The organism is Actinacidiphila yanglinensis, from assembly GCF_900107965.1.
GTDB lineage: Bacteria > Actinomycetota > Actinomycetes > Streptomycetales > Streptomycetaceae > Actinacidiphila > Actinacidiphila yanglinensis.
The window spans coordinates 122,289-136,255 of record NZ_FNVU01000018.1 but is presented as its reverse complement, the minus strand read 5'-3'; the positions used below and the strand labels follow the sequence as shown (position 1 = coordinate 136,255).

Annotated in this window: 11 protein-coding genes; all 11 read right to left on the bottom strand. The window is 72.6% G+C overall.

Translation table 11 applies throughout. The features are described 5' to 3' along the window. Nucleotides 1–1,957 precede the first annotated feature (1,957 nt). Nucleotides 1,958–3,025 carry an SRPBCC family protein gene (locus tag C4U44_RS31130; protein ID WP_103889392.1) on the bottom strand — a complete coding sequence of 356 codons (1,068 nt, stop codon included), beginning with the start codon at nucleotides 3,023–3,025 and terminating at the stop codon, nucleotides 1,958–1,960. A 6-nt stretch (nucleotides 3,026–3,031) separates the two neighbouring features. After that, nucleotides 3,032–3,709, bottom strand: coding sequence for a hypothetical protein (locus tag C4U44_RS31125; RefSeq protein ID WP_103889391.1), 678 nt, complete (start codon nucleotides 3,707–3,709; stop codon nucleotides 3,032–3,034). Nucleotides 3,710–4,399: 690 nt separating this feature from the next. Further along, the gene (locus C4U44_RS31120) at nucleotides 4,400–5,182 is read right to left on the bottom strand and encodes a DUF4253 domain-containing protein (protein WP_200823467.1); all 783 of its coding nucleotides are present in this window, start codon (nucleotides 5,180–5,182) and stop codon (nucleotides 4,400–4,402) included. An 87-nt stretch (nucleotides 5,183–5,269) separates the two neighbouring features. Then, entirely contained in the window at nucleotides 5,270–5,611 is a 342-nt protein-coding gene (locus C4U44_RS31115; RefSeq protein WP_103889389.1) for a DUF5713 family protein, read from the bottom strand. Between the two features lie 84 nt (nucleotides 5,612–5,695). Then, entirely contained in the window at nucleotides 5,696–6,484 is a 789-nt protein-coding gene (locus tag C4U44_RS31110; RefSeq protein WP_103889388.1) for an SDR family oxidoreductase, read from the bottom strand. A gap of 97 nt (nucleotides 6,485–6,581) precedes the next feature. Continuing rightward, on the bottom strand, nucleotides 6,582–7,262 hold the full coding sequence (locus C4U44_RS31105) for a Type 1 glutamine amidotransferase-like domain-containing protein (RefSeq protein WP_103889387.1): 681 nt from the start codon (nucleotides 7,260–7,262) through the stop codon (nucleotides 6,582–6,584). A gap of 843 nt (nucleotides 7,263–8,105) precedes the next feature. Beyond that, nucleotides 8,106–8,930, bottom strand: a complete 825-nt coding sequence (locus C4U44_RS31100; protein WP_160145150.1) for a universal stress protein — start codon at nucleotides 8,928–8,930, stop codon at nucleotides 8,106–8,108. A 99-nt stretch (nucleotides 8,931–9,029) separates the two neighbouring features. Then, on the bottom strand, nucleotides 9,030–10,016 hold the full coding sequence (locus C4U44_RS31095) for an Acg family FMN-binding oxidoreductase (protein ID WP_103889385.1): 987 nt from the start codon (nucleotides 10,014–10,016) through the stop codon (nucleotides 9,030–9,032). Nucleotides 10,017–10,344: 328 nt separating this feature from the next. After that, a complete protein-coding gene (locus C4U44_RS31090; protein ID WP_160145149.1) occupies nucleotides 10,345–12,066 on the bottom strand; it encodes a sensor histidine kinase in 1,722 nt (573 codons plus the stop codon). A 287-nt stretch (nucleotides 12,067–12,353) separates the two neighbouring features. Then, nucleotides 12,354–13,046 (bottom strand): response regulator, encoded by a 693-nt coding sequence (locus tag C4U44_RS31085; RefSeq protein WP_103889451.1) that lies wholly within the window; start codon nucleotides 13,044–13,046, stop codon nucleotides 12,354–12,356. 310 nt (nucleotides 13,047–13,356) lie between these two features. After that, the gene (locus tag C4U44_RS31080; RefSeq protein ID WP_103889384.1) at nucleotides 13,357–13,929 is read right to left on the bottom strand and encodes an Rv1733c family protein; all 573 of its coding nucleotides are present in this window, start codon (nucleotides 13,927–13,929) and stop codon (nucleotides 13,357–13,359) included. Nucleotides 13,930–13,967 lie beyond the last annotated feature (38 nt).

Here is a 13,967-nt window from a genome sequence, read left to right as displayed (position 1 = left end):
GTGTAGGGGTGGTGGTGCCGGAGGTTGCTGTCCTCCTTGGTGTCGTTCCCGCCGGGCATCCGGTGCTGGTCGGCGGTGTGGTGGTTGTCGGGGTCGGGGGTGCTGCCGGGGCGCTTCTTGTTGCCGCGGCGGGCGCGGTCGTTGTTGGGCTGGGCGTTGTCGGCGGTGTGGCCGGTGGTCCCGTTGTTGTTGGTGGTGGTGTGGTGGAGGGGCTTCTTCGGCTTTCCGTTGTAGTTGGGGTTGGCGTCGTCGTCGGCCTTCGCGAGCGGGTGGGGGGAGTTCAGGGGGGGGGCGGGCAGGGCGGTGGGGGACGTCGCCGCGTGGCGGTTGGCGGCCCGGATCGGGGGGTCGGGGGCGGCTGCGGGCGGGCGGGGTGTTTGTTTGCTCCTGTGGGGGTTGGTGGTTCCGTGGGGGGGGGGTTGGCGGTCGGATTGTTGGCGGTCTGCCGGTCGTGGGTCCGTTCCGTGGCGGGGTTGTGTGGGGTGTGCGGGGTGTCCCGCTTCGCTGTCGGTTCCCCTGCGGTTGCTGCGCTGTTGGTTGGTGTGTCGGGCTCGTGGTTGGGGTGGGCTGGGTGCGGGGGCTTCGGGGTGCTTGCCGCGGGCGGTGCTGTTGCGTGGTGCTGCCGTCCGGTGGTGTCGTTGGGTGGGTTTTTTCTGGGGTGCCTTGTGGTCTCCTCTGCGGCCGCCGTGCGGCTGTCGGCGCCGCTGTGCTCGGTGATGGTGTCGTTGTTGTCGGGCCTTTTGGGGCTGTGGTTGGGAGCGCGCCGGCGGCCGGTGCGGGCGTTGGGGGGCTGCGTGTCGCTCCTGTTGGGGTCGCTGTTCTTGGTGTCGCCGGGCCCGTCGCCGGCGTGGTCCTCGTCCCGGGTGTGGGGCCGCTGCTCGGCGCGCCGGTCGTGCTGGCTCTCCCGCTCGCGCTGCTCCTCGGCGTTGGTGTCCGATCCGTTGGTTTCGTCCTGTTTTTCCGGCTGGGCCCGGGGTTTGTCGCGGCTCTCTTGGTTGTGTTCCTCGCCGCGGGCGTGCTGCCTGTTCGTCGGTGGCGTGTGCTCCGGCTGCTCGTCGTGGCCGGTGGGTTTGTAGACGTGGTCCTGGATTGCTTGGTCGCTGCTGTCGGTCTTTTGGTGTCGTGGGATGCGGTGGCGGGGTTTTCCGGTGATCCGGCGTGGGTGGGGGCTGTGCCTGGGGTTGGTGGCGGCGCGGGGCGGGGGTGCGGTGGGCGGGGGCGTGGGGTGGTTGGCGGTGCGGGTCTCGCGGCGGGTGGCGCCGTTCTTCGGGGCGGTGGTCGGTGGCGTGGTGTTCGGGTGGGGTTCCGGCGCCGTCGTGGGGTGTGGTCTTGTTGGGGGGGTCGGTGGGCTGGTCGGTGGTCTTTTCCGCGGCTTCGGTTCTGCTGTCCGCGGCCTTCCGGGCGTTTCCTGTGGTTTCGTGGGTGGCGTTGGTCTGGGTGCCGGTGTTGTGGTGGTCGGCGGTGGTGGGTCCACCGTGGCTGGCTTCTCCTTGCGGTGAGGGGGCCTTGTTCGCGGGGTTCCCGGTTTGCGAGCCTGCTTGCTGTCCGGCTTGGCCGGCTGCGTGGCCGCCGTGCTGGCGGGTGTTTGCTGCTGCCGAGGTTCGGTCGTCGTTGGGGTTGGCTGGTCCGGAGTTGCCGTTGTGGAGGTCGTTGCTGGTGCCGGGGCTCGGCTCGGTGCTGGCGCGCCTCGGGGGGGCGGTTGCCGCGGTGGTCGCGTTGCCCTTGGGTGGTGTGGCGTGGTTCTTGGTCTGCGGGTTGGGGTCGGTGGTGGGCCGCCCGTTGCCGCTGCTGTTCGGGCGTTTGTGGCGTCGGGCCTTGGGTCGGGCGTGTTCCTGTCGAGGGGTGCCGTGGCGTTCGCGGTGGCCGGGCCGGCCGTTTCCGCGTTCGTCCGTTTTTTTCAGGTGGGGCGCGTGCTCGTGGGGGGGCACCCGGGGTCGCCGTTCTTTGAGTTTCTGGTTTATGTGGTCGCCGTGGTGGTGGGGGGTGTCCGGGCGGGGGTTCGGGTCGGCGTTTGGCGTGTGGTCGTTGGGGGTGCGGGCTGCTGCTGGGGTGCGGCCGTCGCCGTCCGGGTGTTGGCGCTGTTTTGGTTTTCGTTTTCTTGTGAGTCTTCTTCTTCGTCTTTGTCGTCTTCCTCGTCGTCCGCTTCGTCCTCGTTGGCTTCGTCGTCGGTGTCCTCTTCGGCTTCGTCCGATTCGGTCTGCTCCTGCTCCATGGCCTCCTCGTGGCTCTGGACGACCTCACCCTCGCGGATCTCGCCGCGCCAGCCCTCGGCCTCTTCCTCGGCGAAGGTCACGTAGCGCTGGAAGTTCTTGAAGTCCAGCCGGGCACGGCGGCCTTGGGCGCGCCAGAGGTTGCCGGTCTTCTCCACGATGCCGGTCGGGTAGTAGACCAGCACGAGGATGATCCGGGTCAGCGTCGGGGCGATCTCGTGGAAGCTGACCGCGCCCTGCGTGGTGCCCTGTGCGCCTTCCGACGTCCACACGATGCGGTCGTCGGGCAACTGCTCCTGGATGGTCGCCTTCCATGTCCGCGTTGACGGGCCGACCTTGACGGTCCACTCGCTGGTCGCCTCCTCGCCCCGCTCCGCCTTCTGGACGCCCTTGGTGAACCCGCTGAAGTTCTCGTACTCCGTCCAGTGGTCGTACGCGGTCCGCAGCGGCACCCCGACGTCGATCATCTCGATGATGTTCGTGGCCTTGGTGTCGCTGGACGCGTCGCCGTCATCCGAACCCCCGCCGGAGACCGCGTCCTTGAGCTTCCCGGTGACGCCGCTCTTGATGTCCTCGCCCTTCTCGGCGGCGATCGCCTTGGCCGGCGACTCACCGTGCAGGACGCGCTTGCCGACCTTCGGGACGGTGCCGCTGTCCTCGTCCACGTCCACGAGCTTGTCGGTCGCCTCGGTCAGCCGGCTCCCGGCCTTGCGGGCGGCGTGTTTGGCGCGAGCACTGAGGTACTGGCCCACCTCGTGCTTGAGCAGGGCCATCGGGCTGGGCTCGGTTTCCTTCGTCTTCTGGTCGGTCGCCATCGACGATCACCTCTCCCGCCGGGTGCGCGGGGCTGCTTTCTGGGTGGGCTGGTTCTTCCTTGCGGTCGTCTTGCGGGCCGGAGCGGCCTTCTTCCCGGCCGGCCCTCGGGTCGTGACAGGCTTCTTTGCTGCGGCCTTCTTCGCGGGGCGCTTGCCCGGAGCGGCCTTCTGGGCGGCCTTCTTGGCGACCTTCTTCGGTCCGGGCGGCTCGGAACCGTCCTCGGCCTTCTCCGCTGCCTCCTCCTCCGGCTCGTCCCTCGCCTCTTCCTTCGCCGCGTCCGCGTCCGGCTCCTCGGCGTCGTCGCCCGCGGGTTCGTCGGCCAGGTGGAGCGTGTGCTCGTGCAGCGCGTCGGTGAGCGCGGTGATGCCGCGGTTCGCCACCGATGCGGCGGCGCCGCGGGCGGTACGGCTGAGGCGGCCGTGGGCGTGCGGTCCGTGGTGGGCGTCGCCGTGCCCGCCCTTCGGGCGCTCGTCGCCCTCGTCGCCCTCCGTATCCGGCTCCTTCGAAGGGGCCGGGACGCCCGGGATCCTGCGGATGCCGTCGGAGACGAGTCCACCCGGCCGCAGTCCTCTGCCGGCCAGCATGGCAGCGGCCGTCAGCGCCATCTGCCCTTTCTTGCCGCGGCCGAGCAGATAGCCGCCGGCCACGGCCGCAGCAAGGCCGAGGTTCTTCGGTTCGCCCATCACGCTTCGCCTTCTCACCGTCGGGTACGGGCGAGCCGCGCAGGTACCGCACCGTGCGCGCCCCGAACGTGGCCCTCCACCGCGGGAGGGCGCTCAGGCGCTCCTGCCATGGCACTCGGCGAGCGCCACCCTCTCCGGGGCAGCCCTCGGCCAACCCGCGGAAGGGCTTCCGCCCCTCTCCCGGGGCCCGCGTCAGTGTTCGAATGTCTCCCCCTTCACCCCAGTCTGGTCCACTCCGGCGGAAGCGCATCTCGACTCCGCGTCCCGACCGCCCGACCTCGACCCGGCGCGGTCACACCCTCACGGAGCGTCGGCGGCCCCGCCCGGCCGGTGGTCCGGCGGTTTGGTCGTGGGGGTTCGGCTCGCGGGTTCCCGGCTGCGCCGTTGTGGCTGGTCGCGCAGTTCCCCGCGCCCCTGTGGGGCGCCGTCGCCTGCAAGGTCAACTCTGCCCGGGGGAGGCGCATCCTTGCGGGCAGGCGCGTGGAGTCGGATACCGGCCGGTGGTCCGGCGGGTCCTGTCCCGGGGAGGGGGCATCCTTGCGGGCAGCGGTAACCACCCAGGAGCGCGGGGAACTGCGCGAGAAACCGGCCACGGGCCGGTGGTCCGGCGGCTCAGCCGCGGGGGCTGGGCTCGCGGCGCCCGGCGCGGAGGGCGCCCACCAGGGTTCGGCACGGACGGCCCTCACCGCCCTAATCCCACCAGAACCACCAGTCGGATCGACCCACCAGCTCGGCCGCGTACTCCGGAAACGGCGTCGGCGGATCGTCGACGATGCTGGCCGCCGTGGACAACACGTGCTCGCACGCGAGGAGTTCGGCGTCCCGCAGGTTCCGGGGCGGCCGGGCGACCGAGACATGCAGCGAGTTTCCGCAGGCGGACACCACCTGCGTGCCGAACCGCTCCTCCCAGCTGCGCAACAGGGCGGACACCAGAGGGACCGGGGCCTCCGACGACCACTCCAGAAGTGCCGGGAGATCCGCGCTGCGCCGGGCGGGGACGAGAGCGAGGCGGCAGTCCTTGAGCTCGTGCCCTCCCGCGTTCACGAGATGGGCGACCGTGCGCGCAGCCGCCCGAGCCGGGGAAGGAGTGTCCGTGGCCACCGCTACCGGCGGCGCCAGCCCGGGCCAGTTCTCAAAAGGCGGCCCGGGATCGTGCGGCCAGGGCTCGACTCCCTCCGGACCCTCCTCGGGTGCGGGGGCAGACCAGAACGGCAGCCGCTGCCGGCGGTATTCGGCGAATCCCGCGGCCAGTACCGGCTCCAGGCGCATCTCATCCACCTCGGCCAGCGAGGACCGGGCCGGTGAACCGGGCCAGCACAGCAGCGGGAACAGCCCCGTGCTCTCCTGCTGCTCCAGCAGGAGAGCCCACAGGGATTCGATGTCCGCGGGCAGTTTGTTCGATATCCATATCGCCGCCGAACCAGGAGGCTCTGAACGCCCGGGAGGCAGACCGTCAGGCAATGTAAAGGTCACGGCCTGACGGTAGACGTGGCCCCTGACAATGGCTGGGGAACGGTCGGTGCGGCTGCGGCAGCAGCTGCGTCCGTGCCGCGGGGAGCCTCACCAGTCCCGGGTGGCGATCAGCTCCTCCACGTCCGCGTCCCCGAAACCGTATGCCGATGCGACGAACCAGAAGTCCTCGGCGATCCACTCGCGTGCGACGGTCTCGATCTCGCTTCCGGCCGCCTCGAACTCCGCCTCCAGATCGTTGAACTCCTCCGTCGCGGCCTGGGTGAGCGCGTACAGGGCCCTCAGATCCGAGGGGCGCTCGGCCTCGATCCGCTCGCACAACCGGGCGAGTATCGCCCTGCCCCGGTCGACGACGTGATCGGGAAAGTACGCGTCCGCGTACATGTGCCGCAGAAACCTGTGCTCTGCCGCCTGCTGGTTGGTGATCGGCACGGTGCTTCCCCATCGCTGAACGAGAACTGACGCGCTGATCCTGCACGGTGGCACCGACAACGAAGCACGCTCCGCCCCGGCGGCTCAGCTGGCGAAGCCGCCATTGCTCTTCAGGAGCTGACCGTTGATCCACTGGCCCTCGGGTGAGCACAGGAAGTCCACGAGGTGGGCCGTGTCGCGGGGGGTGCCCAGGCGGCCCAGCGGGGTCTGGTGGAGGAGGTCGATGCGGAGGGCGTCGGACATCCAGCCGGTGTCTATCGGCCCCGGGTTGATTGCATTGGCGGTGATCCCGAGGTGCGCGAGCTCGTGGGCGGCGGCCAGGGTGATGCGGTCCAATGCGCCCTTGCTCGCGCCGTAGGGCAGGTTGCCGACGGTGTGGTCGCTGGTGAGGCTGATCACGCGTCCGGTCCCGGCGGCCCCGCGGAAACGGCGACCGTACTCACGGATCAGCAGCCAGGTGGCACGCGCGTTCACCGCGAAATGGCGGTCGAAGCTCTCGACGGTCGTGTCGAGCAGGCCGGAGTCGACCGACTCGCAGTGGCACATCACGAGGGCGGTGACGTTGCCGAGGCTGCTTTCGACCTCGTCGAAGAGATGTCGAGGGGCATCCGGATCGGCGAGGTCCGCCTCCACCGCCAGGGTCTCGGCGCCACGTTCCGCGAGACTCCTGGCGGCGGCCTCCCCGGCGCCGTCCTCGACGCCCCAGGGCATGCGGGCGTCGTACGGCGTCCAGTACGTGAAGGCGATGTTCCAGCCGGCCCGGGCCAGTTGGCGGGCGATCCCTGCCCCGATCCCCACGGAGCGGCCGACGCCGGTCACCAGCGCGACCGGGCGGAGGGCATCGGAGGAGGGTTTCCCGGGTGCAGTCATCATGAGGCGCCATCCTCGGACCCCGGACGCACGCACGACAACCCGTTTTCCCCGGGGCAGGTGGCGTCCCGTGCGGTGTTCGCGTGCACGTGACGGAGTGTCAGTTCCGCGATGCCGGGTTGAACAGCTTCCAGTTCCCCTCGGAGACGACCTCGACGGCGCCGTCGGTCACCTTGATGGCGGTCTCGCGGTCCATGGCGTACGCCGGTCCGTGGATCTCGGCGGCCCACCGTTCCGCCGCGGCCATGGTGTTGTCCGGACAGTCCGGGCTGCCGACGTGCGGGAAGAGGGAGAAGTCGACGACTCCCAGCGCGGTGTCCTCACCGGTCGGCGGCTCCCAGCCGACGAAGAACTTCCCGACGCGGGGCGTCAGCACCGTGCTCCCGGCACTGAGTCCCACGTAGACCGTGTCGTGCAGGGACGGAAGGAGGTCGGCCAGTCCGGACTCCCGCATCCAGTGCGCCAGGTACAGCGTGTCGCCGCCGTTCACCAGGAGGACGTCGGCCTCGCGGACCCAGGAGACCCAGCGGTCCCTGTCGATGCTGGGCAGCGCGGTGAGTTCCAGCATGCCCACCGACTTCCAGCCCAACTCGGTCATCGGACTCGGGGTCCGTCCGCTGACGAATCGCCAGGGGCCGCCCGGATCCCCGTACGGCCCTCCGTAGCCCGCGGTGGGGATGCACAGGGCGCCGGCCTCGGCGACCGGTTTGCCCAGGAGATCGACCAAGGCCGCCAGGATGCTCGCGTTCCTGACGCCGGAGTCGGTGAGGAGAAGCTTCATCAGGCCCCCGCGCTGAGTGGACGGACGTGAACGAGGGACGCTAGCACGGCCGATCGCGCGGCGCGGTGGGTGCGCGGGAAGGGGGCGCGTGCCCCGGCCCCACCCCCCGTTGCCGGCGGGCCCGGGGCGTGCGGTGCGGGTCACCGGCCGCGCGGATCGACGCCGTGAGCGTGTTGCGGGCCCCACGCGGACGCGGTCGGACGCCGCCATGGTCGGGTGCGCCGGTGCCGTGCCGATCGGAGCCGCCCGCTCGGGCGCGCCCGGGCGAGTTCGCACCCTTCTCCGACGGTGATCCGGCAGCGCATGAGAGCCTCCCCCGCAAACCCGCTGCACAGCACGCCCATGAGGGCACACCGGGCCACCGGTGGAGCACGCGAAAGTCGGCCGTTCCGGGGCGTCCACGAGCGTCGACCCTGCGGCCGGCGGCGAGTTCGTGTTCCTGTCCGCCGGCAAGAGCACCACCGGCGGCGTCGCCGTGCCGGACGAGGCGGTCGGTCTCGCCACCGCGCTGTACCACGTCGGCCGGCGACGGGTCGTGAGCACCTTTCTGGTCGGTCGGGGCCGCCGACGCCGCCCGGATCACCAGGGGCGTCCACCAGCGCCTCGGCGGCGGCGGTTCGCTTCCCGGTGGGGCACTGCCGGGCCGCTCCCGCCTCGACCCGTCCGGCGCCGCCCGGGCCCTCCACGGCGCGCTGCGCGAGTACCGCGGACGTGACGACTACGCCCGCGAGCCGAGTCGTTGGGCGCCGTTCCTCCACATCGGCCCGTGAGCGGGCGCCCCGCCGGGAGAGGTTGACCGACGTCCTCGTCGACTCCCGTGCGCGTCACGGGGGTTGCTGCGGGCTACGGGACGACGGCGACCGGGGTCGCGGAGGACTTCAGGACCGCCTCCGCCACCGTGCCGATCTGGTCGGCGCCCTTGTGGTTGCCGCGGTCCAGGACGACGAGGGAAGCGTCGAGTGCCGCGTCGGCGAGATCGCGGGCGCCGCCACCGAGCGCGGCCTCACCCATCATCCGCACCCCGGGGTACTTCGCCCGCCAGGGGGCCAGCCTCTTCGCGAACGCCTCTTCTTCGGTGTCCGCCCCCTCCTGCTCCGCGGCGCCGGACGGGCCGCCGCGGCGGGCGGAACGGCCGTGCACGACGCGCAGGGCACCTCCTCTCGCGGCGGCCTCGTCGCACGCGAAGGCGATCGCCCGGTCCGCCGTCCGATCCAGATCGAGTCCCAGGACGACGTCCCCGCCGCCGTCGGCGTCCTCGGGAACCAGGACGACCGGGCAGGGCGCACGCCCGGCGACCCCGCGCCCCACCGAACCGAGAAGCGTCGCGATCGTCCCCGTACCGTGCGAGCCCACCACGAGCATCTCGGTGTCCCCGGCGGCGTCCACCAGCGCGTCGACCGGGCGCGCCGCGACCTCGTCGGTCACCACCGGCAGGTCCGGGAACCCGCTGCGCACGCGGTCCTCCGTCTCGCTGCCCAGCCGGTCCGCCGTCTTGGGGCGGGGCGTGGGATCGGTGGGGTTCGTCACGGTGGTGCGACCGGGCAGGGGCGCCACGGCGTGGACGATCCGCAAGGACGCCCCGTGCAGCTCCGCCTCCCGTGCCGCCCACTCGCACGCGGCCAGGGCGGTGGCCGAACCGTCGGCTCCTGCTGTGACATTGCGACGCATGGGCATCCGCCTCCTCGGGGGTCCTCTTCCAGCCTCGCTCTCCCGCCCGCGCCGCCGGAAGGGCCCAGTGGCCCCCGCGGCCCGGGACCCTCGGTACGGCTACGCGGGCCACCGCGGGGGTTCCAGCACGTCCCGCACCGGCAGCCGCGAGGTGGGCGGGCCCTCCGGGCCGTAGCCCACCCTGATCAGCATCTGCACGTGGCCGATCCCTCCCCGCGGGTCGTTGAGCGCCCAGCGCAGGTCGTCCCATTCGAGGGCCTGGTGGAGCAGGGAGGCCCTGAGGTCGTGCGCCGTCGCGAGCAGCAGCGTCCGCTCCAGCGCCTGGCCGGCGCGCAGCCACTCCTCGGGCGTGTCCCGCGCCGTGGACAGGACGGTGACGACCGGGTGCGACTCGAAGGCCGCCGGATCCGGCCGGTGCACGGACGGCGGCGCGGAGAAGTCGCGGACGGGCATCCGTCCCGCCTCGTCCCGCGGGCCGAGCGCCGAGGCCGGCACGCCGTCCGAACCCTCGTCCCGTATCCACGAACGGCTCTCCACCCGGCGCTGCGCGTCCGCGGACTCGTACCACGCGGCCTCCGCCGTGAGCTCCAGGATGCGGGAGGTCTCCGCGGGCGACGGCCGGATCAGCCGGGCGCCCTCGCGTGCCGCCGCGCCCGCGAGCTCGTCGACGAGCCGGACGGGTACGGGCCGGTCCGAGAACGGGAATCGGCTGCTGTGCCGGCGCCACAACGCCTCGTACAGGTTCTCCTCGAACGCGTCGCCGCCCGGCGGCCGTCCGGCCAGGCGCACCGACGCCAGATGGTCGGGCACGGCGGGCCGGGGGAGCAGCCGGACGACCGGCGTCCAGCCGAAGTGGGCCACGGCGACCCGCAGGTTGAGGACCGCCGCGCCGACCGACAGGTGCAGGGCCCGTCCGTCGGGGTCGGTGTGCGGCAGCCTCCGCTCCGGCATCGCGTACACCTCGATCGTGCGCGTGTCGGGATCGAGCCGGTAGCGCCAGGGCTGGGAGTTGTGGATGGAGGGGGCCGCGACCGCCGCCGAGATCAGCGTGTCCAGTGTCCTCGCGTCCAGGGCCTTCGTCGCCATGACCTCCTCCGCGTGGCCGTCCTGCCTCCACCCTGGCCGGTCGCCCCGGAAGGCGGCAGGGGCCGGTCGTGCCGCGCCGGGGACCGTTCGACCCCCGCGGACGGGGACGCTGGTGCCGTGACCGGAAAGGTTCACGGGTTCGCGGCGCCCGGCCCGGCACCTGTCCCCTGCCTCCGGCGGGAGGCGCCCCCGGCGTTGTCGGAGTCGCCCGAGTACGCCCGGTACGAGGGCGATCTCCCCCTGGCCCGGCGGCCGGGCGGTACCCCCACCGCCTTGCGATGCACCGCACCGGACACCGCGAACCAGGCCGACCTTTCCGGCCACGGCGCTAGCCGGTGCCCGCCCGTCCCAACGGCACCCGCCACACCAGCCGGGTACCGCGGTCCGGCGCCGGCCCGACCTGGAAGGTCCCTCCCAGCCTCTCCGCGCGTTCGGCGAGGTTCCGCAGGCCGCTGCGCCCGGCCTGCTCCGCGATGCCCACCCCGTCGTCGCGCACCGTCAGGCTGAGCGTGCCGTGGGCGACCTCGAGCGCGACGGCCACGGACGAGGCACGGGCGTGCCGGGCGACGTTGGACAGCGCCTCGCCGAGTACGGCGACGGCCTCCTCCATGATCGCCGGCGGTACCTCGGTGTCGATCAGCCCCTCCATCCGCAGCGACGGTGTGAAGCCGAGGGTGTCCGCCGCCCGCTCGACGCCGGCCGCGACCTGGGAGCGCAACCCTTCGGTCCGCTGCTCCAGATCGTGGGAGCGCAGCCCGAAGATCGTGGTCCGGATGATCTTGATGGTCTCGTCGAGGTCGTCCACGGCCCGCAGCAGGCGATCGGTCGCCTCGGGGTGCTCGACGAAGCGCAGGGTGCTCTGCAGGGTCATGCCGGTGGCGAACAGGCGCTGGATCGCGAGGTCGTGCAGATCCCTGGCGATGCGGTCGCGCTCCTCCAGGATGGCGACCTGCTCGGCGTCGCGACGGCGTTCGGCCAGTTCCATCGCCAGTGCGGCCTGCCCGGCGAAGGCGAGCAGGGGCGCGGTCTCCTCGTCGCTGAAGGGCGCCTCGTGCTGTTCCCTGCCCAGCAGCAGCACGCCCCGGACCCCGTCGTCGGTGATCATCGGGAGCGCCACCACGGGACCCAGGCCCGCCCAGCGGGGCGGCCCGGCGGTGACCCTCGGGTCCTCCTGGATGCGGGCCGTGGTGATCCGCTCGCCGGCGGTCATCGCCGCCCCCATGAAGGAACCCTTCACGGGCAGCACCAGGTCCCGGTGCGCGTCGGCGTCCACGCCCAGCGCGATCGCCACGCGCAGGTCCGTCCGTCCGTCGACCGGCAGGGCGAGCACCCCGAGGTCGGCGCCGAGGATGCGGCGCGCGTGGTCGACGATCCCCTTCAGCACCTCGGCCTGCGGGGCGCCGGACAGCAGCGCGCCCACGATCTGCGCGTTCGCCTCCAGCCAGCGCTGCCGGTCGCGGGCCGACTGGTACAGCCGCGCGTTCTCGATCGCGTAGCCGGCCGCCACCGCCAGCATGCGCAGGATCGTCTCGTCCTCGGCGTCGAACTCCTCGCCGTCCTGCTTCTCGGTCAGGTAGAGGTTCCCGAAGACCTCGTTGCGCACGCGGATGGGCACACCGAGGAAGGTGTGCATCGGAGGATGGTGCCGCGGGAGGCCGTAGGAGGCGGGGTGTGCGGAGAGTTCCGGAAGCCTCAAAGGCCGCGGGTGCCGGATGAGTTCGCCCAGGATCCCGTGCCCAGAGGGGAGCGGTCCGATCTCGTGTGCCTGCCGCTCCGACACGCCCACGGTCAGGAACTCCGTCAGCCCCGAGCCCTCGACCACTCCCAGCGCGCCGTACTCGGCGTCGACCAGCGTGACCGCCGACTCGACGACCCGGCGCAGCACGTGCGGCAGGTCCAGTTCCCGGCCGACCGAGAGCAGCGCCTCCAGCAGGCTGTGCACCCGTGCCTGGGTCCCGCGCACCGCGTTGATGCGGCTCTGCAGTTCGTCCAGCAACTCGTCCAGTTCCAGCCCGGGCGGGTGCTCGCCACCCCCGACGCCGTCGCTCACCGCTTCCTCCGCCCGCCGCCGTTCCCCGCCGGATCACCCTGCCCGCACGCTAGCGGCCGTGCGGTGGCGGGCCGGCTCCGCCGGGGCCGTCCCGGGAATCCGCCGGGTTTTCCGCCCGATCGGCGGAGGAGCGGGGAGGAACGGGGGTGTCGGCGGGCGGGCGGTCAGCCGGCCGGGAGCGTCTGCGGGCGGTCTGCGGAGGAGCGGGGGGAGCGTCGGCGGGCGGTCTGCGGAGGAGCGGGGGGAGCGTCGGCGGGCGGTCGGCGGACGCCGTGCACCCCCGACCGTCACCCGCGCTCCGGCGGGGGATCAGCGCTGTTCGACGCGATCACCGCTGCCTGCACCCTGCGTTCCACTCCGAGTTTCGCCAGCAGCCGCGACACGTTGTTCTTCACCGTCTTCTCCGACAGGTAGAGCCTCTCGCCGATCTGCCGGTTGGTGAGGCCCTCGCCGATGAGGCCCAGGATCTCCCGCTCGCGGGGGGTGAGCCCGGCCAGCTCGCCCCGTTCGGGACCCGCGTCGGAGCGGTCCTCCCGCAGGGTGCTCATCAGGCGGGTCGTGGTGGCCGGGTCCAGCAGGGACTGGCCCTCGGCGACCGTGCGGATCGCGGAGACCAGGTCGGAGCCCTTGATCTGCTTCAGCACGTATCCCGCGGCGCCCGCCATGATCGCGTCCAGCAGCGCGTCGTCGTCATCGAACGACGTCAGCATCAGGCAGGCCAGCGAGGGCAGGGACGACCGCAGTTCCCGGCAGACCGAGATCCCGTCGCCGTCGGGCAGCCGGATGTCCAGCACGGCGACGTCCGGGCGCACCGCGGGGCCGCGGGCCAGGGCGTGGCCGGCCGACTCCGCCTCGCCGACCACCTCGATGTCCGGCTCGGCGTCCAGCAGGTCACGGACTCCGCGCCGCACCACCTCGTGGTCGTCGACCAGGAAGACCCGGATCGGGGACTGCGCGGAGAATCGCGGTTCCTCACCCATGAGCGGACCCATCACCTGTCGTCCGGCGGCCCGATGCACTCCTGACGTGGAGCATCGCGCCCCGGCCCGCCCGGCACCGGGGCCGGGCGGAACCGTCGGCTCGCGTCGTGCACGCCCCCTTCGTGCGGGGGTGGAGCGGGCACGGCGCCTCGCCTCCAGGCTCCCTCACCTCCGCGGACGCCGCACTCCGTCCCCCAGCGCCGCAGGCCGCACGCCGTCCGCACGCCGCACTCCGTCCGCGGGGGCCGGCGGACCCGCGAGGCCGCCCCACCTCCGCCTCCGACGTGGCCCCAAGGGAAGAGCGTGCAGGTCAGGTGCGGTGGCGTCGCCACTCGGGGCCGACCAGGGCCCACTCGCGGGTCAGGTCGGCCGCACGCCGCCGGTTCAGCGCGGACAGCGCTGCCGCACGGCCGCCGCAGGCGAACAGCGCCGTACCGCAGCCGACCAGGATGCCGTAGGCGATGGCGTCGGACCGGCCGCTCAGCGAGTCGACGGGGTTCGGGCGGACCGTGCCGCTGGAGTCCAGCCAGATCGTGGTGTGGGTGCCTGCCGGCGTGTTCGGGGCGACGAGCGCCTCGCCGGTGTGCTCGTGGCCGGACACGTGCCAGCGCACCGTGGCCCGTACCTGGTTGCCGCCGGAGTCGATGCCGGTGATCGGCGTGGGCGGTGGCGCCTTGTGGGTGACGACCGCGGAGACCTGCTTCCAGTCCGCGGGCGGCCGGTCGGCGTGCGCCATGACGGCGAGCCCGGTCTCCACGCCCGCCGCCGGCGTCCCCCCCACCAGCAGCAGGCCCGACAGGAGCAGAGTGCACGCCTCCAGGCGGTCGCTGCCGCGCTTGAGCGGGTTGCGCCGCCAGCGCCAGAACCTTCGGCCCGTACCCATGGGAGAAGCCCTTCCGTCGCAGGCTTGCCACCACCTCC